At 34.6% G+C, this 24,298-nt stretch carries 21 protein-coding genes and 1 pseudogene; 17 read left to right on the forward strand and 5 right to left on the reverse strand.

What is annotated here, in order from left to right:
- The first annotated feature begins 300 nt into the window (after window positions 1-300).
- The 16 genes and pseudogenes from B5P40_RS04470 (at window position 301) to B5P40_RS04540 (ending at window position 17,583) form a co-directional block, all read left to right on the forward strand.
- Complete coding sequence (locus tag B5P40_RS04470) at window positions 301-867, forward strand: glycerol-3-phosphate responsive antiterminator (protein ID WP_113708912.1); 567 nt, start codon at window positions 301-303, stop codon at window positions 865-867.
- Window positions 864-1,961, forward strand: a complete 1,098-nt coding sequence (locus B5P40_RS04475) for an ABC transporter ATP-binding protein (protein WP_113708913.1) — start codon at window positions 864-866, stop codon at window positions 1,959-1,961. Before B5P40_RS04470 ends, B5P40_RS04475 begins: the two co-directional genes overlap by 4 nt.
- A complete protein-coding gene (locus B5P40_RS04480) occupies window positions 1,961-2,893 on the forward strand; it encodes a carbohydrate ABC transporter permease (protein ID WP_113708914.1) in 933 nt (310 codons plus the stop codon). The genes B5P40_RS04475 and B5P40_RS04480 overlap by 1 nt, the downstream gene beginning before the upstream one ends.
- Complete coding sequence (locus B5P40_RS04485; protein ID WP_002125118.1) at window positions 2,890-3,711, forward strand: carbohydrate ABC transporter permease; 822 nt, start codon at window positions 2,890-2,892, stop codon at window positions 3,709-3,711. Before B5P40_RS04480 ends, B5P40_RS04485 begins: the two co-directional genes overlap by 4 nt.
- Before the next feature lie 27 nt (window positions 3,712-3,738).
- Window positions 3,739-5,115, forward strand: a complete 1,377-nt coding sequence (locus B5P40_RS04490; protein WP_002029681.1) for an ABC transporter substrate-binding protein — start codon at window positions 3,739-3,741, stop codon at window positions 5,113-5,115.
- Window positions 5,116-5,522: 407 nt separating this feature from the next.
- Window positions 5,523-6,227 carry a metallophosphoesterase family protein gene (locus B5P40_RS04495; protein ID WP_060750505.1) on the forward strand — a complete coding sequence of 235 codons (705 nt, stop codon included), beginning with the start codon at window positions 5,523-5,525 and terminating at the stop codon, window positions 6,225-6,227.
- 212 nt (window positions 6,228-6,439) lie between these two features.
- On the forward strand, window positions 6,440-7,111 hold the full coding sequence (locus tag B5P40_RS04500) for a response regulator transcription factor (RefSeq protein ID WP_113708915.1): 672 nt from the start codon (window positions 6,440-6,442) through the stop codon (window positions 7,109-7,111).
- 11 nt (window positions 7,112-7,122) lie between these two features.
- Window positions 7,123-8,361, forward strand: coding sequence for a sensor histidine kinase (locus B5P40_RS04505; RefSeq protein ID WP_113708916.1), 1,239 nt, complete (start codon window positions 7,123-7,125; stop codon window positions 8,359-8,361).
- A gap of 234 nt (window positions 8,362-8,595) precedes the next feature.
- On the forward strand, window positions 8,596-9,417 hold the full coding sequence (locus B5P40_RS04510) for a hypothetical protein (protein ID WP_002188240.1): 822 nt from the start codon (window positions 8,596-8,598) through the stop codon (window positions 9,415-9,417).
- Window positions 9,418-9,460: 43 nt separating this feature from the next.
- Window positions 9,461-10,189 (forward strand): C39 family peptidase, encoded by a 729-nt coding sequence (locus B5P40_RS04515; RefSeq protein WP_113708917.1) that lies wholly within the window; start codon window positions 9,461-9,463, stop codon window positions 10,187-10,189.
- A gap of 434 nt (window positions 10,190-10,623) precedes the next feature.
- Window positions 10,624-11,526, forward strand: a pseudogene (locus tag B5P40_RS34325) (HAMP domain-containing protein); the annotation flags it as partial.
- Window positions 11,527-11,646: 120 nt separating this feature from the next.
- On the forward strand, window positions 11,647-12,465 hold the full coding sequence (locus B5P40_RS34330) for a methyl-accepting chemotaxis protein (protein ID WP_445594770.1): 819 nt from the start codon (window positions 11,647-11,649) through the stop codon (window positions 12,463-12,465).
- Window positions 12,466-12,543: 78 nt separating this feature from the next.
- A complete protein-coding gene (locus B5P40_RS04525; RefSeq protein WP_002188243.1) occupies window positions 12,544-14,148 on the forward strand; it encodes a sensor histidine kinase in 1,605 nt (534 codons plus the stop codon).
- A complete protein-coding gene (locus B5P40_RS04530) occupies window positions 14,145-14,852 on the forward strand; it encodes a response regulator (RefSeq protein ID WP_002188244.1) in 708 nt (235 codons plus the stop codon). The genes B5P40_RS04525 and B5P40_RS04530 overlap by 4 nt, the downstream gene beginning before the upstream one ends.
- 122 nt (window positions 14,853-14,974) lie before the next feature.
- Window positions 14,975-16,321 (forward strand): 2-hydroxycarboxylate transporter family protein, encoded by a 1,347-nt coding sequence (locus B5P40_RS04535; protein WP_002125134.1) that lies wholly within the window; start codon window positions 14,975-14,977, stop codon window positions 16,319-16,321.
- A 59-nt stretch (window positions 16,322-16,380) separates the two neighbouring features.
- Window positions 16,381-17,583 carry an NAD(P)-dependent malic enzyme gene (locus tag B5P40_RS04540; protein WP_002188246.1) on the forward strand — a complete coding sequence of 401 codons (1,203 nt, stop codon included), beginning with the start codon at window positions 16,381-16,383 and terminating at the stop codon, window positions 17,581-17,583.
- Window positions 17,584-17,876: 293 nt separating this feature from the next.
- On the opposite strand, the gene B5P40_RS04545 is transcribed toward B5P40_RS04540, so the two are convergent.
- Window positions 17,877-18,401, reverse strand: a complete 525-nt coding sequence (locus tag B5P40_RS04545; RefSeq protein ID WP_002167075.1) for a DUF4871 domain-containing protein — start codon at window positions 18,399-18,401, stop codon at window positions 17,877-17,879.
- Window positions 18,402-18,667: 266 nt separating this feature from the next.
- Window positions 18,668-19,594, reverse strand: a complete 927-nt coding sequence (locus tag B5P40_RS04550; protein WP_002188247.1) for a DMT family transporter — start codon at window positions 19,592-19,594, stop codon at window positions 18,668-18,670.
- A 120-nt stretch (window positions 19,595-19,714) separates the two neighbouring features.
- On the opposite strand from B5P40_RS04550, the gene pdxR reads away from it, so the two are divergent.
- Window positions 19,715-21,115 (forward strand): MocR-like pyridoxine biosynthesis transcription factor PdxR, encoded by a 1,401-nt coding sequence (gene pdxR, locus B5P40_RS04555; protein ID WP_002188250.1) that lies wholly within the window; start codon window positions 19,715-19,717, stop codon window positions 21,113-21,115.
- A 34-nt stretch (window positions 21,116-21,149) separates the two neighbouring features.
- Here the strand turns inward: pdxR and B5P40_RS04560 are convergent, their stop codons facing one another.
- The 3 genes from B5P40_RS04560 to B5P40_RS04570 all read right to left on the reverse strand — a co-directional run bounded on the left by B5P40_RS04560 (window position 21,150) and on the right by B5P40_RS04570 (window position 24,021).
- Window positions 21,150-21,662 (reverse strand): GNAT family N-acetyltransferase, encoded by a 513-nt coding sequence (locus B5P40_RS04560; RefSeq protein WP_113708919.1) that lies wholly within the window; start codon window positions 21,660-21,662, stop codon window positions 21,150-21,152.
- A 146-nt stretch (window positions 21,663-21,808) separates the two neighbouring features.
- Window positions 21,809-23,272: a sensor histidine kinase gene (locus tag B5P40_RS04565; RefSeq protein ID WP_002188251.1), complete on the reverse strand. Its 1,464-nt coding sequence runs from the start codon at window positions 23,270-23,272 to the stop codon at window positions 21,809-21,811.
- A gap of 77 nt (window positions 23,273-23,349) precedes the next feature.
- A complete protein-coding gene (locus B5P40_RS04570; RefSeq protein WP_002010439.1) occupies window positions 23,350-24,021 on the reverse strand; it encodes a response regulator transcription factor in 672 nt (223 codons plus the stop codon).
- Between the last annotated feature and the right edge of the window lie 277 nt (window positions 24,022-24,298).

Here is a 24,298-nt window from a genome sequence, read left to right on the forward strand (position 1 = left end):
ACATTGTTGTGTTCTGTTGGGGTTTATTCGTATATCTAGATTATTGTAAAAGTAATATGGTGAATATTAACATTCGATTAACATCTAATTAACAATTTATCAAAACTGACTTAATAAATGCGTAATATAGTAAAGGTAACAAAATAACTAGGGTAGAGAACATTTGAGAACACCCGCTTACATATAACGTGCCGCTTTCTTAAGTGTGCTCTATTCCCTAGAGTTCAAATAAGGAGAAAGGTGTTCTATGTAAGTAGGTGTTTTTAGTTTGGATAAAAATAGAAAAGCTAGGTGGAATAAATGTTTAAAGAACCTTATATTGCGATGATAAAGGATTGGAAAGGGTACAAAACATACAAAAAATTACCGAAAACAGTTTTTCTTATGACTGGTTCAATGCTGGAGTTACCAGAGCGTGTATATGAACTACAGAAACATGGACACGATGTATTTCTTCATTGTGATTTTATACAAGGCTTAAATACGAACACAGAGGAAGCACTTTTATATATTCAAGATGTTATCGGAGCACAAGGTATTATTTCGACAAAGGGATCGACAATTCGAAATGCCAATAAAATTGGATTGAAAACGATTCAACGCATTTTTATTGTTGATACTTTATCTCTTACAAAATCAATTGAAAATTGTAAAACGACTAAACCGAATGCAGTAGAGATTATGCCTGGCATTATGCCTTCTATTATTAAACAGCTAGCGGAGGAAATAAAATTCCCTATTATTGCAGGTGGGCTGATTCAAACGCGAGAGGATGCAGAAATCGCAATTCGTGCAGGAGCAAGTGCACTTTCAACGAGTCATTATGAAGTGTGGATACAAGAAGAAAAAAGGAGTGCAACCTTGTGATTGAATTGAAAAATGTTTCAAAGGTATATAAAAATGCGGAAGAGACAGCAGTTAAAGACGTATCAGTTCATATTAAAAGAGGAGAATTTTTTGTTTTAGTTGGACCTTCGGGATGTGGAAAAAGTACATTATTACGAATGCTGGCTGGTTTAGAAGAAATTTCTTCGGGAGATTTAATTATTAATGAACATGTTGCAAATGATTTAGAGCCGAAAGACCGTAATCTATCAATGGTATTTCAAAATTATGCATTATATCCACACCTAACTGTAGAAGAAAATATTTTATTTGGACTTAAGGTAAGGAAGGTACAAAAAGAAGAGCGACAAAAGCGATTAATGGAAGCTATTGAAATGGTAGGACTGAAAGAGTATGTGAAAATGAAACCGGGCCAATTATCAGGCGGGCAAAGACAGCGTGTTGCACTTGCTAGGGCCATCGTAAGTCAAGCACCGATTTGTTTAATGGATGAACCACTTTCGAATTTAGATGCGAAATTACGTGCACAGATGAGGATTGAAATTAGAGAAATTCAGCAACGATTAGGAATTACGATGATTTACGTTACTCACGATCAAATAGAAGCAATGACTATGGGAGATCGTATTATGGTTTTAAATAAAGGAAGTATACAACAAGTTGGAACACCGCTTGATATATATAACGAACCAGCAAACGAATTTGTTGCAAGCTTTATAGGTTCTCCTTCTATGAATATAAATGATGGGGAAGTGGATAAAGAAAAAGGCATATTACATATAGGGCAATTGCAAATCCCATTATCTATTGGACAGCTAAAGCAATTACCAGAAGGAACTATTCGAATAGGTATGCGTCCTGAGCATATTGCACTGTCTGAGGAAGGACAAGAAGTGACGCTGCAATCTGTAGAAGTATTAGGGAATGAATCTATATTAAACTTTGCGGTAAATGGAACAACTTGGAGTGCGAAAGTCATCGGACAGTTACTCCTGAACAAAGGTGACAAAGTAAAATTATTATTCTCGCAAGAAAAACTATGCTTCTTTCACCAAAATAAGAATGAACGATTAAAAGTGGTGGCTGAAGAAGAGTTGAAAGTGGTGGCGAAATAATGATTGAAGTAGGTAAGTTACCAGTTCAAACAACAGTGTCAAAAAAGAAGAGTTTATGGGGCAGAACGAAAGATTTAAGAATAGGATTATTGTTTTTGGCGCCATCTATTTTGTTATTTTCAATTTTTCTTTTCTATCCATTGTTTAGGACGATCTACTATAGCTTTTATTTAACAGATATACACGGAGAAGCTAATCTTTTCGTTGGCTTAGAAAATTATCAATATTTATTTTCGGATCCTGCTTTCTACAAAAGTATAAAGTCAACTTTATTATTTGTTTTATATACAGTTCCTATTAGCATTGTATTCGCCTTATTTCTTGCATTAATTGCAAATGAAAAAGTAAGAGGGATCGGGTTATTCCGAGTACTGTTTTCTTCAACGATGGGAATATCAGTAGCTGCTAGTGCAGTGATTTGGCTATTTTTATTTCATCCAAGTGTAGGGTTATTTAATAATATATTAGCCTCTATGAATCTTCCTGCAATCGCATGGTTAACGAGTCCAGAATGGGCACTGTTTTCTGTATCGGTTACAACGGTTTGGGTGAATACAGGATTTGCATTTTTAGTTATATTAGGTGGTTTACAAAATATTGATACGTCTTTATATGAGAGTGCATCTATAGATGGTGCTAGTTATTTATATAAGCTTCGCCGCGTTACATTACCGATGCTATCACCAACTTTATTTTTTATCGTGACAGTAACGTTAATTAGTGCATTCCAAAGCTTTGGACAAATTGATATTTTAACGCACGGTGGACCGAATGATGCAACGAATTTAATTGTGTACTCGATTTATAAAGAGGCATTTGTGAATCATCAATTTGGAACAGCAAGTGCACAAGCGATGGTATTATTTATTTTCATTTTTATTGCTACATTGATTCAATTTAAGTTTGCTGAGAGAAAGGTGCATTATAAATGATCGTTAAACAGTGGAAACAAAATTTCCTACTATACATGCTGCTCATTATTAGTGCAGTAATGGTGTTTTTTCCTGTACTGTATGCGTTTTTAATAAGCTTTATGACACCAGACGATATTCAAATGAGAAGGTTATTTCCAACTCAATTTACTTTTGATAATTTCATTAATATTTTTCAAAAAGTACCTCTTTTTACATACTTATATAACAGTTTAATTGTATCGACAGTTGTTATGCTTGGACAACTTATCGTATCCAGTTTAGCAGCTTATGCTTTTGTTTTTCTTCAGTTTAAAGGTAGAAACTTAATTTTCTTCTTGTTTATTTCAACAATGCTTATTCCGTGGGAAGCAACGATGGTACCGAACTTTTTAACGATTCAAAACTTCGGATGGATTAATAGTTTTGCTGGGATGACGGTGCCGTTTTTTGCAACAGCTTTTGGTATTTTCTTACTACGTCAACATTTTATGACACTTCCGAATGAACTGAAAGAAGCTGCTTTTATTGAAGGGATTGGAAATGTAAGGTTTTTATTCAGTGTTGTAATTCCGTATTGTAAAACGAGTTTTATTACGCTTGGAGTATATAGCTTTTTAACAACGTGGAATATGTATTTGTGGCCGCTCTTAGTAACCACTGATGAAAAAGTAAGAACGGTTCAAATTGGTGTAAAGCAGCTTCAATCTCAAGAAGTTGCAACTGATTGGGGCAGTGTAATGGCCGGTGTTACGGTTATCGTCATTCCAACGTTGATTTTACTATTTTTAGGGCAAAAGCAATTACAAAAAGGATTAACAAAAGGTGCAATTAAATAAGCATACATAGGAAAAGGTGGGATTGAGATGAGTTTATTGAAAAAAAGTGCTGCTCTTTTAATGGCAGCCACAATGGCATTAACCGGCGCAGCTTGTTCAAATAGTAAAACAGAGGGGAAACCTGAAGCACAGGCAAAAGTAGCTCCAGTTGAAAAGAATGGTGATAAAACTGTAATTCGTTTCTGGCATGCAATGGGTGGAAAAACACAAGGTGTACTAGATGGGCTTGTTGCAGACTATAATAAGTCGCAGAATAAATATGAGATAAAGGCAGAGTTCCAAGGAACATACGAAGAGTCTTTAACGAAATTTAAAACGATGTCTGCAACGAAAGAAGCGCCAGCTCTTGTTCAATCGAGTGAAATTACAACGAAGTATATGATTGATAGCAAAAAGATTACGCCTATCGATAGCTGGATTAAAAAAGATAAGTACGATACATCAAAATTAGAAAAAGCAATTACGAACTATTATTCAGTTGATGAAAAAATGTATTCTATGCCGTTTAATTCATCTACACCAGTATTAATTTATAATAAGGATGCTTTCGCGAAGGCTGGATTAGATCCGGAGAAAGCTCCGCAAACATATGATGAGTTAAAAGAAGCGGCGAAAAAGTTAACGATTAAAGAAGGCGGAAATGTAAAGCAGTATGGATTTTCAATGCTGAATTATGGTTGGTTCTTTGAAGAGTTGTTAGCGACACAAGGTGCTTTATATGTAGACAACGAAAACGGCCGTAAAGATGCTGCAAAGAAAGCGGTATTTAACGGAAAAGAAGGTCAAAAAGTATTTGGGATGTTAGATGAATTAAATAAAGCTGGTGCACTTGGAAAGTATGGAGCAAGTTGGGATGATATTCGTGCTGCGTTCCAGTCTGGACAAGTTGCTATGTATTTAGATTCTTCAGCTGGTGTTCGTGATTTAATTGATGCATCTAAGTTTAATGTAGGCGTTTCGTATATTCCGTATCCAGAAGATTCGAAACAAAATGGTGTTGTTATTGGCGGTGCATCATTATGGATGACGAATATGGTTTCAGAAGAAACGCAGCAAGGTGCTTGGGACTTTATGAAATATTTAACGAAGCCAGATGTACAAGCAAAATGGCATACTGCAACAGGATATTTCTCAATTAATCCAGATGCATATAATGAGCCGTTAGTAAAAGAGCAGTATGAAAAGTATCCGCAGTTAAAAGTAACGGTAGAGCAATTGCAAGCGACGAAGCAATCTCCAGCAACTCAAGGGGCATTAATTAGTGTATTCCCAGAATCAAGAGATGCAGTTGTAAAAGCATTAGAAGCAATGTATGACGGAAAGAATAGTAAAGAAGCTTTAGATGAAGCTGCAAAAGCAACAGATAGAGCAATTAGTATTTCAGCTCGTACGAGTCAAAAATAAGAGAAAGCCGCATCCTTTTTCAGGATGCGGCTTTCTTTATTGGGAGATAAGGGATCAAAGAAATGATGAAGTCTTATCTCTTTTATATGAGTAAAGGGTCTAGAATGAATTTTGTCTTTTTCATTATTTGTGTAACTCCATTGCAACTTGTTTCCCATTTACAAAAACCTCTGCCACCGCTACTACAACTTCCATCACTTTTTTCATATCTCATCTCTCCTTGTTTTTTGTTTCATTTCTTACTTTTAGTATAAGGAAATGCAGTAATTGCAACCATCGAATTGGATGACAAGAGACTTACATTGTTGTAAGGATAATAGTTTTAGTTTGTAATAAATGTGATTCAGAAGTTTCTGTCGTTTTGAATTATAATTAGAAAGAGAATGGTTTAGAAAGAAGGGGAAGAAATGAAGAGAATACTTGTTATTAGTGATATTCATGGAGAAATAGAAAAGTTCGAACAATTATTGGAAGAAGCTCACTACGATGCAAAACAGGATCAACTAATTTTGTTGGGGGATTATGTAGATCGTGGTCCAAATGCGCGTGCAGTAATTGAAAAGGTAAAAGAGTTAAAAGAAGCGGGAGCCCTCGTTCTAAAGGGCAATCATGAAGATATGATGATTAAGGCGTTAACGACAGATGAGGAACGTTCATGGAACCATTGGGTAAAAAGGAATGGTGGGGATAAAACGTTATATAGCTATGGATTTGTAGAAGAAGACATTGCGGTTAATGAGGAAAACTTCCAAAAACCGATTTTACAATCTCATATATTAGAGGAACATGTAACGTTTATTCAAGAATTAGATCATTACATTGAAACAGAAGAGTATATCTTTGTACATGCTGGTGTTGAGCCGATGAATCGAGTTTCTGAATCAGAACCATATACATTAATGTGGATCCGTAATGAATTTCATAATGGATATAGCGGCGAAAAGGTTGTTGTATTTGGCCATACGGAAACAAAAACGCTTCATGGTAGTGAGAATTGCGGAGTGTATTTTGGTAGTAATCGTATTATTGGAATTGATGGCGGGGCTGTGTATGGTGGTCAGTTAAATTGTTTGGAGTTGCCAAGTAAAAAGGTATATGTAGTAAAAAATTGAAAGAGATAAGAGGAATCTTATTTCTTTCAATTTTTTATTAAGCAAAATTTAAGAAAGAGCCTTTATAATAAAGGTTCAAAATTTTATATCTAGCAAAACTTTAGAAGGAAATAGTTGAAAATGAAATTACATAATATGATTACATTATTTCGTTATGAAGAGAAGAGATGCAATAATAAAGAGAGTTGAAATAGATTGTGGAAGGTGAGAATATGCGCTTACTTGTAGTAGAAGATAATGCCTCGTTATTAGAGTCTATCGTACAAATTTTACGTGATGAATTTGAAGTGGATACGGCAATGAATGGGGAAGACGGCTTGTTTTTGGCGCTGCAAAACATTTATGATGCAATTTTGCTTGATGTGATGATGCCAGAAATGGACGGATTTGAAGTGATTCAAAAAATACGTGATGAAAAGATTGAAACGCCAGTCCTGTTTTTGACAGCGAGGGATTCTTTAGAAGATCGAGTGAAAGGATTGGACTTTGGTGGAGATGATTATATTGTTAAACCGTTTCAGGCCCCTGAATTAAAAGCGAGAATTCGTGCATTACTACGCAGAAGTGGTAGTTTAACAACACAGCAGACCATTCGCTATAAAGGGATTGAATTGTTCAGAAAAGATAAAGACATTCAAGTAGATGGACAAGGTATTAAGCTGACATTAAAACAATATGAGCTACTAGAGTATCTCATTCAAAATAGCGGAAAGATTTTAATGCGTGAACAAATTTTTGATCGTGTTTGGGGATTTGATTCTGATACGACAGTAGCAATTGTAGAAGTGTATGTACATCATTTACGTAAAAAATTAGAACCATTCGGTTATCAGAAAGATATTCAAACCGTTCGTGGTATTGGATATATATTAAAAGAACAATGAGAAAGGGAAGCATGTTTCAAAAGACACGTATTCGTCTAACTATATTGAATTCGTTAGTATTTATCCTATTAATAGGTGTATTAGGTAGTATTATTTATTCGTACACATACAAGCGTACTTATAATGAAGTGGATCAATCTATAAAAATGATAACTCAGTATAGAGAAAAATTTGATGTTAAAATGCCACCACCAAGAAAACGTATAGAGAATATCAAAATTCGAGACCCACGGATAACTATAATAACTTGGAATGGAAAAATAGTGGAGATAGAAGGCGATAACCATAAATTTCGCTCTAACTTTGAAGGGGATTTGGAAAAGTTTTCTCCAAAAAAGGTAGGGGATTTGCAAGATATTGAAGTGCAAGGACGATATTTTAGAACGTTTGCGTTTCAAGAAGATGGAAAAATAGTTCAAATTATACGTGATACAACAGCTGAAGAAGAAATGATAAATACTTTATTTTTAATTCTCGTTATAGGTTGCAGCATAGGAAGTCTATGTGCAATAGGAATCGGCTTTTTCCTAGCGGGTAGAGCACTCATACCTATTCAAAATTCATGGGAGAAACAGCAGCAATTCGTTTCTGATGCATCGCATGAATTAAGAACACCGCTTGCAGTTATTCAATCAAAAACGGATGTATTATTCCAGTCCCCATCCGCTACGATAGAAGAAAAAGCCGTGGATATCTCTACAATTTCAAAAGAATGTAGGCGGCTATCGAAACTCGTTAGCAATTTATTGTTGTTAGCACGTTCGGATTCTAATCAAATTGAGATGGAAAAGAAAACATTTGAACTGGATAAGTTGTTAGAAGAAATTATAAATCCATATAAAGAAATTGCCTCTTATCAAGAAAAAGCGATGATATTAAAAGTAGAACGTGATATAACGTTTATGGGTGATAGAGAGAGAATCCATCAAATGATGGTCATATTGTTAGATAATGCGATGAAGTATACGAATGAAGATGGGCATATTCAAATTGATTGCACACAAACGAGTAATTCAATTCGTATACGGGTGAAAGATAATGGGATAGGAGTTAAAGAAGAAGATATTCCAAATTTATTTGATCGTTTTTATCAAGGAGACAAAGCAAGAAGTATGTCAGAAGGAGCTGGGTTAGGTCTTTCAATCGCTAATTGGATTGTAGAAAAGCATTATGGAAAAATATCGGTAGAGAGCAAATGGGGAGAAGGAACTTGTTTTGAAGTGATTTTCCCTAAAAATCAAAGAATATAAGTGAGAAGACGATCTTGTTTTTACAAGGTCGTCTTTTTTTTAAGGGAAAGTTAAGAAACAACTTGTATCATGTATTACATCATGGAAACTTGTGATGGAAAGAAAAGATGTAAGTTTTTTTGAATGAACTGGATAAATCATAAGGTTATTTCTAACAGAGATGAAGTTTATGTATAGTATAAAAAAATTTATGGGAAAGCTGGAAAAAGAAAGCGTGAGAGGGAGGAAGAAGTCTTGAAAAAGAAAATGATGACGGTATTCACTATTGGAGTAATGAGTTTAAGTATATTAGGGGGTGCCTCCCCTTCTGGAATGACAAAAGGAAAGACAGATTACACGCAGCGTAGTAAAGAACAATTAAATGATGGGAAAATACATGCAATGCATACGGAAGAAAAAGCGGAAAAGTTAGGCATTGAAACGGAGGGGAAAGAACAAATTACGTTAGAAAAAGAAATTCATGAGACGGAAGTAGGAAGAGAAGCTAATCAATTGGGTATCTCGGCAGAAGGGAAAGATGTTGGAATTCTTTCAGAAGAAATTTATGAAACAAAAGTGAGGCAAGAAGCGTTGAAACTAGGAATATCTATAGAGAATACGTCGATTGTGAGTTTAATTGATCAAATTAATAAGATTAAAATTAATAATGAAGCAGAAAAGCTTGGTGTTTCAACTGAAGGAAAAGAAATAGAAGAGATTGAGGAAGAAATCTATGGAACGAAAGTTAGAGAAGAAGCAGAAAAGCTAGGTATTGCTCAACAAGGAAAAGAGATGGAAGAGTTAGCACAAGAAGTGTACGAACAAAAAGTACAGGAAGAAGCAAAAAAATATCATATTGATTTATATGGCAAAGATATATATCAAGTATTAAGAGAAATAAATGAGCAAAAGGTAATAGAAATAGCAGATGAGCTAGGTATGGATAAAACGAATTTGAAGATTCAAGATTTAGCGGAGAAGATAAATCTTGAACAACCTGAAAAGGGAAAAGAGCTTAAGTTTGTTCCTATGGTTCAAACAGATGCTGATGCGTTTTATTCGTATTTAACGAATTAAAAAGGGCGTGAGAGTGATACGAAAATGGAAGTGGTATATATGTATGGCCTTACTATGTATAGGGGTATGGGGTGCATATACAAATGGAATTACAAAGTATGTAGAGAAAGTAAAGGGGTTACTATTTTCAAGTGTACAAAGTCAAAAACGAATAGAGTTTAGTAATAACGATGAAAAAGTCATGTTATCAAATGTGCCTTTAATTCAGCAATTACCAGAGTTAGATAGAGGCTGCGAAGTAACAAGTTTAGCGATGATGTTACAATACGCAGGTGTTTCTGTAGATAAGATGAAATTAGCGAATGACATCAAAAAGGTAAATTTTTTAGATGATGGTGTAAGAGGAAATCCGAATGAAGGCTTTGTTGGGAACATTTATACGTTTTCTGAATCGGGATATGGTGTATATCATGGACCACTTTTTCAATTAGCGAAAAAATATTTACCGAATAAAGCTGTGGACTTAACAGGGAAGAGTATAGAAGAAATTTATAAGAGTGTAAAAGCAGGGCACCCGGTAGTCATGATTACGAATGCAACATATGCTCCTTTAGATGAAGATGAATTTACTACATGGGAAACAAATAGTGGGGATGTTTCTATTACGTATAATGAACATTGTATTGTACTTGTTGGGTACGATAAGGAATCTGTATATATTCGAGATCCCCTCGATGATAGCTTAGATGTAAAAGTGCCAAGAGGAAAATTTGAACAGGCATGGGTGCAGATGGGGAGTCAGGCAATTAGCTATGTAAATAACTCCAAATAAATTAGGAAGAAGAGCATGAACTATATAACTATAAGGTGAAGGATAAAGATTTAAGGAATTGTAAGAGAAGTTTTGCAGATTTTTTTGAAGAGAAGCTGTTAAAAAACAAGAGAACTTTAGCTTATTATATATGCTAAAGTTCTCTTGTTTTTTAGGATTAAAATGTTTAGGAGAAGTGGATATGTAAAAATGCATAATTGACGAAAAAATTACATGTTATCATTATATATTGTTTTATATATGTTGATTGTATAAAATTACACAAGTGTTCTATTACATAAAGGAGGCTTATTATGCAAAATATATTTAACTGGGTTAAAAGTATGAGTATCAAGAAAAAATTAATCATTTCATTTTTTATTATTTTAACTATACCAGGACTTATTATCGGTGGTGTTTCATATCAAACTGCCAAAACAAATTTTGAACATCAAATGACCGATAAAGCAAAGGAGAATATTTCAGTTTTAAATACTGTTATTTCTCAAAATATAGAAGAGAAATTTGTTGATGCGACGTACTTTGCAGACATCTTAACAGAGGATACATATCCAAACGGACAAGAAGAAATAGTAAGAACGAAGTTAGCGCAATATATAAAACTTCATCCAGAAGTAGAAGGTATTTATATTGGAACACAGGCGGGAAAGTTTATAAGAGAACCATTTATCCAAATGGCTGATGGGTATAATCCAACAGATAGATCTTGGTATAAAGAAGCACATGAAAATAAAGGGAAAGTAATTGTTACTGCACCATATCAATCAGCATCTACTAAAAATATGGTAGTGACAATTGCTAAAGAAGTAAAAGATGGTAAAGGTGTTATAGGTATTAACTTGAATTTGGATAACATCCTCAAGGTTTCAAAAATGATTAATATTGGTGAAAAAGGTTATGCAGTTATTTTAGATCAAAATAAGCAAATTGTTAGTCATCCGTCTAGAAAGCCAGGTTCAAAGGTTACTGATCCTTGGATTAAACCAATTTATGAAGACAAACAAGGAAATGTATCTTATACAGAACAAGATGATAAAAAGAATTTAATCTTTACAACAAATGAGAAAACAGGATGGAAGGTAGTTGGAGTTATGTTCGACGAAGAAATTACCCAAGCTGCGAATCCAGTGTTTTATAAGACTTTGATTGTCATAGCTATCGCTATTGCATTTGGTAGTGTACTAATTTATTTCATTACAAAGTCTATTACAAGACCATTAAGAAAAATAGCTGACTCGGCACATAAAATTAGTAAGGGAGATTTGACAGAGAAAATTACAATCCATTCCAAGGATGATATAGGGAAACTAGGGAATGCATTTAATGAAATGTCTACGTCTTTACAAGATGTAATCACCCAAATTAGCTTTTCAGCAGAACATGTTGCAGCATCGGCAGAAGAGTTAACAGCGAGCGTACAGCAAGCGAATGATGCGACAGATCAAATTACAATTGCAATGGAACAAGTATCAGATGGGGCTGAATCACAAAGCCAAGGTGTTGAAGAAGGCGCGGCTACATTACAACAAGTAAATACAGCAATTCAAGATGTAACTGGAAGCGCAGAGTCAATTTCTATTTCCTCATTACATGCGCGAGAAAGAGCTGAAGAGGGAGAAGATTTAGTTGAACAAACCGCAAAACAAATGCAGTCTATTTCTAGGTCGGTATCCGAGTCAGATGCTATTATTAAACTTCTTGATGAGAAATCAAAGCAGGTAGGAGCTATTTCTGAAGCAATTCAAAATATTGCTACTCAAACGAACTTATTAGCTTTAAATGCGGCTATTGAGGGGGCAAGAGCAGGTGAGCAGGGAAGAGGATTTGCTATTGTAGCTGATGAAGTTAGAAAATTAGCAGAGCAATCAGGAGAATCATCTGGAGAGATTGCAAATTTAATTGCAGAAATTAAGGCTGATATTGAACATACTGTTAAGGCAATGGATAATGTGAGTGGGGAAGTTCAACAAGGCTTAGATGTTGTAACAAAAACGAAAGTAAGTTTTACAGAAATTTTAAGTTCTACTACTCATATTGTTTCTCAAGTTAATCAAATGGTAGAAACAACGAAGAGAATCGCTGGAGATGCAAATGAAGTGACAAACGCTATTGATGAAATTGCAGCGGCTGCAGAAGAAAATACAGCTAGTATGCAAAGTATTGCAGCTTCAACAGAAGAACAAGTAAATTCGATGGAAGAGATTAGTTCGGCTTCGCAAAACTTAGCTGAGATGGCCGAAGAACTACAAGCAATGACTAGTAAATTTAAAGTATAATAACAGCAAATAAGTAAGGTGAAAATAATATCACCTTACTTATTTTTCTATTCAGTAATTAGGGGAGTCATTAACGGGATGAAAAAAAGAAAAAGACTATGGAATTTATGGAAAACGATTACATTGTTAGTTTGTACAGTTGTAATTTTTTCTTTACTTGTGACAGATATATTAATTAGTCATAATGTAGAACGGACAACGGAGGAAAGCCAAGCAGAGAAAGCGAAAACAATTGCACACATTGTGGCGAATGATTCAGTTGTAATCAATGGTTTGATTGGGAAAGCAGATACTTCAGCAATCCAAACGTATACAAATAGAATATTAAAAAATACAGGTGTTCAATTTATTGTAGTTATGGATATGGATGGAATAAGAAAATCTCATCCAAATCCTCAAAAAATAGGTCATCATTTTATTGGGGGAGATGAAGGACCTGCATTGAAAGGGAAGGAACATGTATCGCTAGCAGAAGGAACTTTAGGTATTTCAATGCGAGTGTTTGTACCAATATTTTCTGAAACAGGTGAACAGCTTGGAGCAGTAGCTGTCGGTATTTCAGCAGATAATGTAAAAGAAAGAGTTAAGCAAAGTAGACATATTATTTATATTGGTGTCGGAGTTGGAGTATTAGTTGGGATTATAGGAGCAATATTGCTAGCTAGACATATAAAGAAAAGTTTATTTGGTCTTGAGCCGCATAGGATAGCAAAAATTCTTGAAGAAAGAAATACGATGTTGCTTTCGGTGAAAGAAGGTATTATTGCTGTAGATAAAGAGGCGAATGTAACTTTAATAAATAATGAGGCAAAACGATTATTTAAGAAAAGTGGACTTGAAGAAGACTTTATTGGTAAAGATGTTGAATTGTATATGCCAAATTCACGTATAAAAGAAGTGTTGCAAACAGGCGAGGTACAATTAAACGAAGAACAAAATATTTACGGGATTACGATTGTCACAAATCGTGTTCCTTTATATGTAAAAGGAGAAATAGTTGGCGCGATCGCAACATTTCGTGATAAAACAGAAATTAGAAAATTAGCAGAGGAACTAACTGGTATTAGGCTATATGCGGAAGCGTTACGGGCACAATCTCATGAATTTATGAATAAAATGCATGTCGTATTAGGGCTAACACATATGAAACAGTATGAAGAATTGCAGAAATATGTAAGTAGTATGGTATCAGAGCATCAATATGAAATTGGTGGGGTTATGAAAAGAATAAAAAGTCCAGTATTTGCTGGTTTTTTACTAGGTAAACTTAGCTATGCTAGGGAGAAAAATATAAAGTTAATTATAAGTGAAGATTCTTACTTGCCGGAAATATATGATGAAAGTATTACTCATGAACTTATTACGATTGTAGGGAACTTAATAGATAATGCATTAGAGGCAGTGATACATTGCAAAAAGAAACAAGTTGAAGTTGGGATACAATATCAGAATGCATTAACTATCACAGTACAAGATACGGGGAAGGGTATAGAAGAAGACGCAGTGGATGCATTATTTACAAAAGGTTATTCCACAAAAGGGGATAATCGCGGTTATGGTTTGTATCTTGTAAAAGAAAGTATACAGCGAATAAATGGGGAGATTCACATTTCCTCCTTATTAGGAGAGGGAACAACGATAACAATTGAAATACCTAAAGGTAGGGATGAGAAGCAAATATGATTAAAGTTTTAATTGTAGAAGATGATCCGATGGTTGCGATGTTAAATACGCATTATTTAGAGCAAGTGGGAGGATTTGAACTTGTTCATGCAGCTAAATCAGTAAAAGAGGCGATAGAAGTATTAGAGAAATCACGAGTAGATTTAGTATTACTTGATATTTTTATGCCTGAAGAGACTGGATTTGAGCTGTTAATGTATATTCGGAATCAAGAAAAAGAAATTGATATTATGATGATTTCAGCTGTACATGATATGGTGAGTATTAAAAAGGCATTACAATATGGCGTAGTAGATTATTTAATTAAACCATTTACATTTGAACGATTTAAAGAGGCATTAACTGTATATCGAGAAAAACTTACTTTTATGAAAGAACAACAAAAAATTAGTCAATCGGAATTAGATTCATTAATTTTGCAAAAAGAAAAAAGAGAATCTTTTGTTAATAAAGAACTTCCAAAGGGATTAACGAAGCAAACATTGCAATTAATTTGGAAGAAAATCGAATCACTTAATGGACAAGCATTTACAACTGATGAAATGGCGCAATTAGTAGGGGTTTCGAGAGTTTCTATTCGAAAGTATGTAATGTTTTTGACTGAAATCGGAGTATTAGAGAATGAAATGGTGTATCAAAATGTGGGAAGACCGGTGAGTAAATTAAGGTGTATTGACCGGAATAAAATAGACTTTTACGTATAAGCGGCTTATTATAAGTCGCTTATACTTTTTTTAATTACAAAACCAATTACAAAACTTACAAAAACTATTTTTACTATTGAAAGCGTTTTAATATTGTTATTAAGAAAACAAGGGGGTGCCATATGGGAATTCAAAAAAATGTGGAAGCGGTATCATTTTCTGAAGGCAATGAATTGAAAAGTGAATCTTTCGCTTCTAAAATTATGAACGTTAAAATCGGTGTTATACCTTTACCGTTATATGTAGTATTGGCTGCTATTATTTATGGAGCATCTGTATATAATAAATTACCAGCAGATATGATTGGTGGTTTTGCAGTTATTATGATCATGGGTATTTTCTTAGGTGATATTGGAATGAGAATTCCAATATTAAAAAATATCGGTGGTCCAGCAATTCTCTCATTATTTATTCCATCGTTACTTGTATTTTTTAACTGGATGAATCCAGCTTCAATGGAAGCTGCGACTATGTTAATGAAAAAATCGAACTTTTTATATTTATATATTTCTTGTTTAGTAGTTGGAAGTATTTTGGGAATGAACCGTAAAGTGTTAGTGCAGGGTTTCGTTCGTATGTTTATTCCTTTAGTAGTAGGAACGTTAGCTTCTGTAGCAGTGGGCTTATTAGTCGGTTCACTATTTGGATTTGAAATGAAGCAGACATTTTTCTTTATCATCGTACCAATTGTGAGTGGTGGTATCGGAGAAGGGATTTTACCATTGTCGCTAGCTTATAGTGATATTTTAAATGAATCATCAGCAACGTTTGTATCACAGCTTATTCCGGCAGCTATTATTGGGAATATGTTTGCAATCGTGAGTGCAGGGTATATGAAGCGTTTAGGTGAGAAGAGACCTGAGCTTAGTGGTAACGGTGTATTAGTAAAAACAGACAATCAAGCAGATTTATTAAAGGAGCAAAATACAGAAAAACCAATTGATTTCTCATTAATGGGAGCAGGATTATTGATTGCATGTACATTCTTTATTTTCGGAGGATTCGCTTCTAAGTTTATCGGTATTCCAGGAGCAATCATTATGATTTTTTCAGCGGCAATTGTGAAGTACTTTAATCTAATGCCAGCAAAAATGGAGCAAGGAGCATTCCATTTATATAAATTCATTTCAAAGAATTTAACATGGCCATTAATGGTCGGTTTAGGATTGCTATATATTCCGTTAAAAGACGTAGCAGCAGTTCTTTCGGTAGGATATGTTGTTGTGTGCGCATCGGTTGTTCTTACAATGGTAGCGTCAGGTTTTCTTGTAGGGAAAGTGATGAAAATGTATCCAGTTGAATCAGCGATTGTAACTGGATGTCATAGTGGTTTAGGTGGAACTGGAGATGTTGCTATTTTATCAGCTTCAAATCGTATGGAATTAATGCCGTTCGCACAAATTTCAACGCGTTTAGGTGGGGCTGCAATGGTCGTAACAGCGACAATTTTATTAAAAATGTTTTCATGATCAAACAAGCTAGCTATATTCATATAGCTAGCTTGTCAAATTAAGGGGAGATTATAAGTATGTTAGAAAAACAAATTAATGAAAGATCATTGTTATTGCATAAAGAATTAGTAGGGAAAATTGAAATTACAAGTAAAGTAGAAGTGAATACAGCGGACGATTTAAGTTTGACTTATACACCGGGGGTAGCAGAGTCTTGTAAAGCAATTGCGGCAGATGAGGAAACAGCTTATGACTATACAGCACGTGGTAATATGGTTGCAGTTGTTTCAGATGGAACTGCAGTACTTGGTTTAGGGAATATTGGACCGAAAGCGGCTATGCCTGTTATGGAAGGGAAAAGTATTTTATTTAAGAAATTTGCGAATGTAGATGCTTTCCCGTTATGTTTAGGGACGACTGATGTGGATGAAATCGTTACCCTTGTTAAAAATTTAGAGCCTACATTTGCAGGAATTAATTTAGAAGATATTGCAGCACCACGCTGTTTTGAAATTGAAAGACGATTAAAAGAAGAAACGAATATTCCTGTATTTCATGATGATCAGCATGGGACGGCTATTGTCGTTTTAGCAGCTGTTATTAATGCACTAAAAGTTGTAAGTAAACAAATGAATGATGTGAAAATTGTTATTAACGGTGCGGGTTCGGCAGGAATTGCAATTGGAAAATTATTATTAAAAGCTGGCGCAAAATACATTACGTTAGTTAGTTTAGAAGGTATTGTTTGTGAAGGTGAAACATGGATGAACGAAGCGCAAATCGAAGTTTCAAAGAAGACAAATCGAGAATATGTACGTGGAACATTAAAGGAAGCGATTCATCAAGCTGATATTTTCATCGGTGTATCTGCTCCAAACGTATTAACGAAAGAACTTATACAGACGATGAACGAGAAACAAATTGTTTTTGCAATGGCGAATCCAATCCCAGAAATATTCCCAGAGGACGCATTAGCAGCTGGAGCTGCTGTAGTTGGAACTGGTCGTTCTGATTATTCAAATCAAGTAAATAATGTATTAGCGTTCCCTGGTATATTCCGTGGTGCATTAGACGTACGCGCGACTGATATTACAGAAGAGATGAAATTAGCAGCAGCATATGGGATCGCTAACATAATTACGGACGAAGAGCGTAATGCGAATTATGTAATTCCAAATCCATTAGATAAAAGAGTTGTTCCAAGTGTTGCAGAAGTAGTAGCGAAAGCAGCCATTGATTCAGGTGTGGCACAGATTACGAAAATGCCAAGTTATAAATAGTCAAAAGCAGCGCCTTAAAAAGGCACTGCTTTTTTTGAGATAAGAAATCAAAATAATGAAGAAGTGTAAATTTATTCAAGCCCCGTTCATTATTTATTTAACTCCATTGCAACTTGTTTACCATTTATTAAAACCTCAGTTATTGCTACGATCACTTCTATCATTTTTTTCATCTCTCATCTCTCCTTGCGTCATTTCTTACTTTAAGTATAAGAGAAGAGAGATAATCCACCTATCGAAGTACGTGACGTAGAAATTACATTGTTGTAAGGAAGTGTTTCAGTTTTGTCACTTTATTCGGCATTGATTACAAATTGATCATAATATCTTTCATTCACATATATGTTTAATACCCATAATCCAGATGAAGGTAGTGACATTACGAGAGGGAGTTCCTTTACGGTTGTATCGACTGTATTTGAAGTAGTCCAAGTTTGTTTGGAGGTTTCTTTTTGAAAGAGTACTGGTGTTGGAGTTGTAGTTCCTTGTTTTAACGCGATAATAGATAGTTTTCCAGTTGGCATTTCAGGATCCAGGAAGAACCACATTATTTCATTTTGCTCATTTGCGATAATAGAGCTATCAGCCATTGCAATTTTTCTTTCAATGCCTTTTAACGGTATTTTTCCTTCTACGAATGATGGTGCTTCTTCCCAATTTACATCTTTTAAGACACTAAGGTGAAAAAAGGAAGGTGCGTTAATTTGAGAGGATGATGTTTCTAGTACTTCTTTTTTAGGTACATTTGAATCGGGTTGCATTTGCGCGCAGCCAGTAATGAGGAAGGAGAAAAGTAGCATAGTTCCGATTTTTTTCATGGTGCCACACTCCTAATTTTTATTGTTAGTGTAATTGTATTTGCTAGCAGGCGGGACAATTCCTTTAAATCATAAAAAGAGGTCGTAAGTTTTGTACGACCTCTTTTGACATTTTCTATCCCGCATTAACGGGCAGTAAAACTCCCACCTCAAAATTCAGCTGGAGCAAAGAAGTTAGGTGGGAGATTAACTGCCCGTAAACGCCCGATTGGTTCAACTAATAATCAGTGGGGATGAACAAAACCCCCACTGATTAAAGTTTCACTTTATATTTGCTCAGTTGAAAAGGTTGGTTCTCTCTCTTTTTGAGGCATTGTTAAGAAAATAACAGAAAGAACAATACATACTCCGCCTAATAATTGATATGCTCCAAAAGACTCATTAAGCCAAGCGATTGAAACGATGGCAGCTACAAGTGGTTCAATGCTAGATAAAATACTTGTTTCTGTTGCTGCTAAATATTTAAGACTCCCGATATAAAGAAGGAAAGAAAGAGTGCCACTTATAATGATAAGAATAAGCATAGAAAAAGTTTGAAGTGTGAAAGTTTGCGAAATCTGATTCCATCCAAAAGAACGATTACAAATAAGCAGTGCAATCCCTCCAATTAACATCCCCCAGCCAATTACTATAGTTGTTCCGCATTCTTTAATAAGGGAAGCCGGATGAAGGGTATAAAACGCAAAACCAATCGCTGTTAATAGACCGAAAGTAATAGCTGCTTTAGATAAAACAATATTTTCAATTGAACCGTTTGTAATAATAAAGTATGTCCCTGTTAGAGCAGTTATAATTGCGAGTATTTGCATAGAAGCAGGGAATTTCTTTTGCTCAAACGCAACGTAAATAGTAATAAGAACAGGGCCTAGAAATTGAAAGAGTGTTGCTGTGACCGCATTACTAATATGAACTGTTTCGATAAAAGCGTACTGCGCACCAAGCATGCCAAGAATAGAGAAAATAATAAGCTGTATAGAATGTCTAGGGTGTCTCCAAATTTGAAATATGTTTTGTTTCTTTATTAGTAAGAAAGACAAAATAAATACTCCTGCAAGCAACAAGCGAATTGTTAAAAAATCAAGTGATGATACGTTAGTATGTTGAAATAGCCATTGAATCATCGGTCCAGATAATCCCCATAATGTGGCTCCTGTAATAATCATAATGAGTCCGATACGTCTACTTTTGTTCATGATCATGCATCTCCTCTTTAGTATTTGATTTTTTATGTGTGACATGATAAAAGGAATTATATATAAAATCTGGTACTGTAAAAAGTATCAGATTTTAGTTTTATTAAGGGGTCAGATATTATGTTAGAATTAACGCCTAATTTAAATATGAATAGTAAGAAGGCATTGTATGTGCAGTTGTATGAGTATATAAAAAAAGAAATTAAAGATGGAACGATTCCGGCTTTTACGAAATTACCGGCTAAGAGGAAGCTAGCAACATATTTACAAGTAAGTAAAAATACAGTAGAGGCAGCTTATGAGCAACTTCTTGCCGAAGGATATATTGAGTCGATTTCTAGAAAAGGTTATTTTGCATGTGAAATCGAGCAAATGATTCATGCGGAAGGTAGTGAAGAGGTAATAGGGGAAGTACCTTTTCAAGAGCAGGTGTATAAATTTGACTTCACTCAAACGGGTGTGGATACTAGCACTTTTCCGTTTCATGTATATCGAAAAATTACGAACGAGGTATGGCAATTTGAAAATAAAGATTTACTTTTTATTGGACATCCGCAAGGGGAGGTAAGTTTACGAGAAGCAATCGCGAGCTATTTGTATGAATCTAGAGGTGTGCGATGTTCGGCTAGTCAAATTGTAATCGGAGCTGGTACGCAAATATTAGTGAAGTTGTTATTTCAATTGTTAAAAGGAAGTGGTTATGCAGTTGAAAATCCAGGCTACCACCGAAAGATGGTTGTTTTTGAACAGGGTGAACAAAATGTTCAAATGTTATCTTTAGATAAAGATGGTATTTGTATTTCAGAGTTAGAAAATAGTTCAGCTAATATTGTGTTTGTTACACCTTCTCATCAGTTTCCATATGGGATGATTATGCCTATCACGAGAAGGATGCAGCTTTTACAATGGGCGAAGAAAGAAGAAGGTAGGTATATTGTTGAAGATGATTACGATAGTGAATTTCGTTATTCGGGAAAACCTATACCGGCACTGCAAGGGTTAGATACAGACGGGAAAGTTATTTATATGGGGACGCTATCTAAAGCATTGTTGCCATCATTACGGATGAGTTATATGGTGTTACCAAAGAAATTGATTAAAAAGTATCAACAACAATATTTATTTTACACACAAAGCGTTTCAAGAATGGATCAAGAGATCATTAGGAAATTTTTAAATGACGGGCATTGGGAAAAACATATTCATAAAATGCGTGTTGTGTACCGAAAGAAGAGAGACCGTCTTGTTTCGGTATTAGAAAAATGTTTTTCTAATCGCATTGAAGTAATAGGGGAAGATTCCGGCCTACATATTTTATTAAAAGTGCATAATGGGATGGAAGAGAAAGAATTAATGGAAGCTGCAGCTGAAAGGAGTATTAAGGTGTATCCTGCTTCGATATATTATAAGGAAGGGACTTCTCCCAAAAGTACAGTATTGCTTGGGTTTGCGACTTTATTAGAGGAAGAAATTGAAGAGGCCATTCAATTATTATATACAGCATGGTTTACAAGAAAGTAAAAAAACATCCTCATAAATGGAGGATGTTTTTTTATTACTTTTCTTCATCTAGGAAAAGAACCATATGCTCTTCATCCCAATATTGTCCGCTATATTTTAATGAACGTTCTTGCACGCCAAACGTTTTAAAGCCTAATGACTCATAAAGTTTTTTTGCACCATCGTTTCCGACAACAACATCAAGCATAACTTGCTCTACTTCTAAAGATTTAGCAAGCTCAAGACATTCTTTAATAAGTGCTTTTCCCGCTCCAAGTCCGCGTGCTTTTGGAGACACGTATACTGAACCGATTTTTGCTTTATGTTCTTGTTTTACATATGGTTTCGTTTCCAGTGTTGCAACTCCGATTAAAGTGCCATCTTTAAATGCACCTAGTGTATAGTTCTCATCTTGTGCTAATTTTTGGGCTTTATATTCAATAGCACACTCTTTATTAATAATATCTTCATAAGAAGAGCTGAAAGCCTCCGGATTTTGTTTTAATCCTTCTACTCGAAGTTCTAAGTAAATTTCTGCTTCGTCTTTTGTTAATACATGGATATCCAATTGTATCACCCTCCAAATCTTTGACAGTTATACCTATATTTTATATTGAAATAAGAATAATTTCAAAAGCTTAGCTTATAATAGTTGGTTTTATAAATAAAATAGCACCAGTAGTGTTGACTACTACTGGTGATTTCACGCATATATTATACAAATGGCAATTCAATTATAAATTCTGTTCCGACTTCTAATTCGCTTTTAACTTCAATAGAACCATTATGAAGTTCTACAATTTCTTTTGCAACAGCCAGTCCGATACCTTTTCCACCTGTAGCTCGTGTTCTGGATTTATCGACACGGTAAAAGCGATCAAAAACATGTGGGATATCTTCTTTTGGAATACCTTCACCTTCATCTTGTACACTTATTGTAAAAGTATTCGCACTGGTTAGTACACGTATTATTATAGAAGTGTTTTCTGGTGAATGTTGATAAGCATTGTGTAATAAATTTAACATAACTTGTTCCATACGTCTTTCGTCTATGCAAACTTCTAAATCATCTTTGCAATGTACATGGAGTTGCATTTGTTTGTTTGTTAATGTTGTTTTTGTTTTTTCAACCATTCGTTCTAAAAATGGTTTAAGAATTACTTTTTGTTTTTTTATAACAAACTGGTGTTGCTCTAATTGTACAAGCATAAATAAATCTTGTACGAGATCGGTTACACTATCCGTTTCGTCTTCAATGATTTGTAAGTATTCTTCACGTTCTTCTTTCGTTAGAGAATCTCTTTTTGCTACCTTTGCATAACCTTTCATATAGGTTAATGGAGTTAGTAATTCATGCGCTACACTAGCGAGAAATTCGTTTCGTTCTTTTTTCATATACGTAAGTTCACTAGATAAATCTTCAATCGTTTTTGCTAAGCTTCCAAGTTCATCATTTCGTTTAATTCCTAATTGAATCGGCTTATTTAATTTTGACATTTTTTCTGTCGCCCGCTTCATTTTTATAAGCGGTTCTGTAATAACACGAGAAAAAACAAAGACAGAAATAGTAGTTAAAATAATTGTCAAAACACTAATGATAAGAAATTGATTCATGAGTTTAAGTAACATATTTTCTAAGAAAGATGTCTTTAATAACATATATAACTTACCTTGAAATCCTTGAATTTCCAGCGGGCTTACTGTTGAGATGAATTTTGATTTTTTCCAGTTTTTTTCAACGATTAATCCACCTTCTGGGATAGTCTCAGTTTTACAAGTAAGTTGTTTTTGCATTTCTTTCGTTACGGGTTCTGAGGTAGAAATAATTTTGCCGTTATTGTCTGTTATAATGATAGCTATATCAGAGTTAGCAATTAATTCTGATTCAACTAAGTGTTCAGCCTCAGTGTTGATATCAAACTCGGGGTACACAGCACGTTTAGGTCGTTTACTGTGTTCAGCGCTTTCTGTGAGTTGCCTTTCTTTAGAATATGCACCCCACTTCGCGCGGTTTTTAATCATTTTACTATAGCGATTTCCTTTCTCTAAAAGAGCAAGAGTTTCCTCTTCAATGCGTATGTTTGAAAGGTTCTTATAAAAAGATACGAAGGCAATTGTTTCAATACATAAAGCTAATATTAAAAAGTATGTCCCAACTTTAAGGGAAAGTTTGCTCATTTTCTCACCATACCTTATTTCATATAGAGTGAAACTTTAATCAGTGGGGTTTTATCCATCCCCACTGATTAAAGTAATTATTCACTTTTCCATTTATATCCGACTTTATAGACGGTTTCTAAGTAATCTTCAACTGGAAATTCTTTTTTGCGTAATTTATCACGGATATTACGAATATGTGAATCGATAGTTCTGTATTCGATGTCTGTTTGATATCCCCAAATTTTTTCAATTAAATCATCACGGCTGTAAGCACGGTTTGTATTTTGTAAAAAGAGTCCAAGTAACGAGAATTCAATAGGAGTTAGTGAGATTCTTTCACCATAAACTGTAACAGTATGTTTCGTTTTATCCCACTCAATACCATTGAAGCTAACAAAGCCATCTTTCTTCGTACGGCGTAATATAGCCTCGATTCGCGCGACTAATACATGCTCATCGAATGGTTTTGTAATGTAGTCATCTGCTCCCATAGTCAGACCTTTGACCATATCATAATTTTGGTTGCGAGCTGTTAGCATAATAATTGGAACGTTGGAAATTTGACGAATTTGATAGCAAGTATCCCACCCATCCATATTCGGCATCATAACATCTAATAAAATAATATCGAAGTCCTTTTGTTCGATTAATTCTAGCGCTTCAAGGCCAGAAGTAGCTTTCATACAAAAATAGCCACGAGGGCTTAAGAACAGATCTAACAATCGTAACATACGTTCTTCATCGTCTACTAATAAAATTTTCACCATAATCTTGTGCACCCCAAACTATTCATTCTACTTGTATAGTTTACATGAAAATAATAAAAAACTCTTTTTATGTGATTGAATGGATGGCTGATTTTTTCAATCAGGGCAATTGACATAAAAAATGCACTAGTTTTGCACAACTATTTTTTATAATAGAAAACGTAGCGACACAAATACCCTATGTTGCGACATAACGTCATGTCATTTTATTTATAAAATGACAATTCCATTCTATTGTGTATGTGAGATAGAGAGGGTTTTCGTATTCACCTCGCAT

The sequence above is a fragment of the Bacillus sp. SRB_8 genome (genome assembly GCF_003264205.1).
GTDB lineage: Bacteria > Bacillota > Bacilli > Bacillales > Bacillaceae_G > Bacillus_A > Bacillus_A mycoides.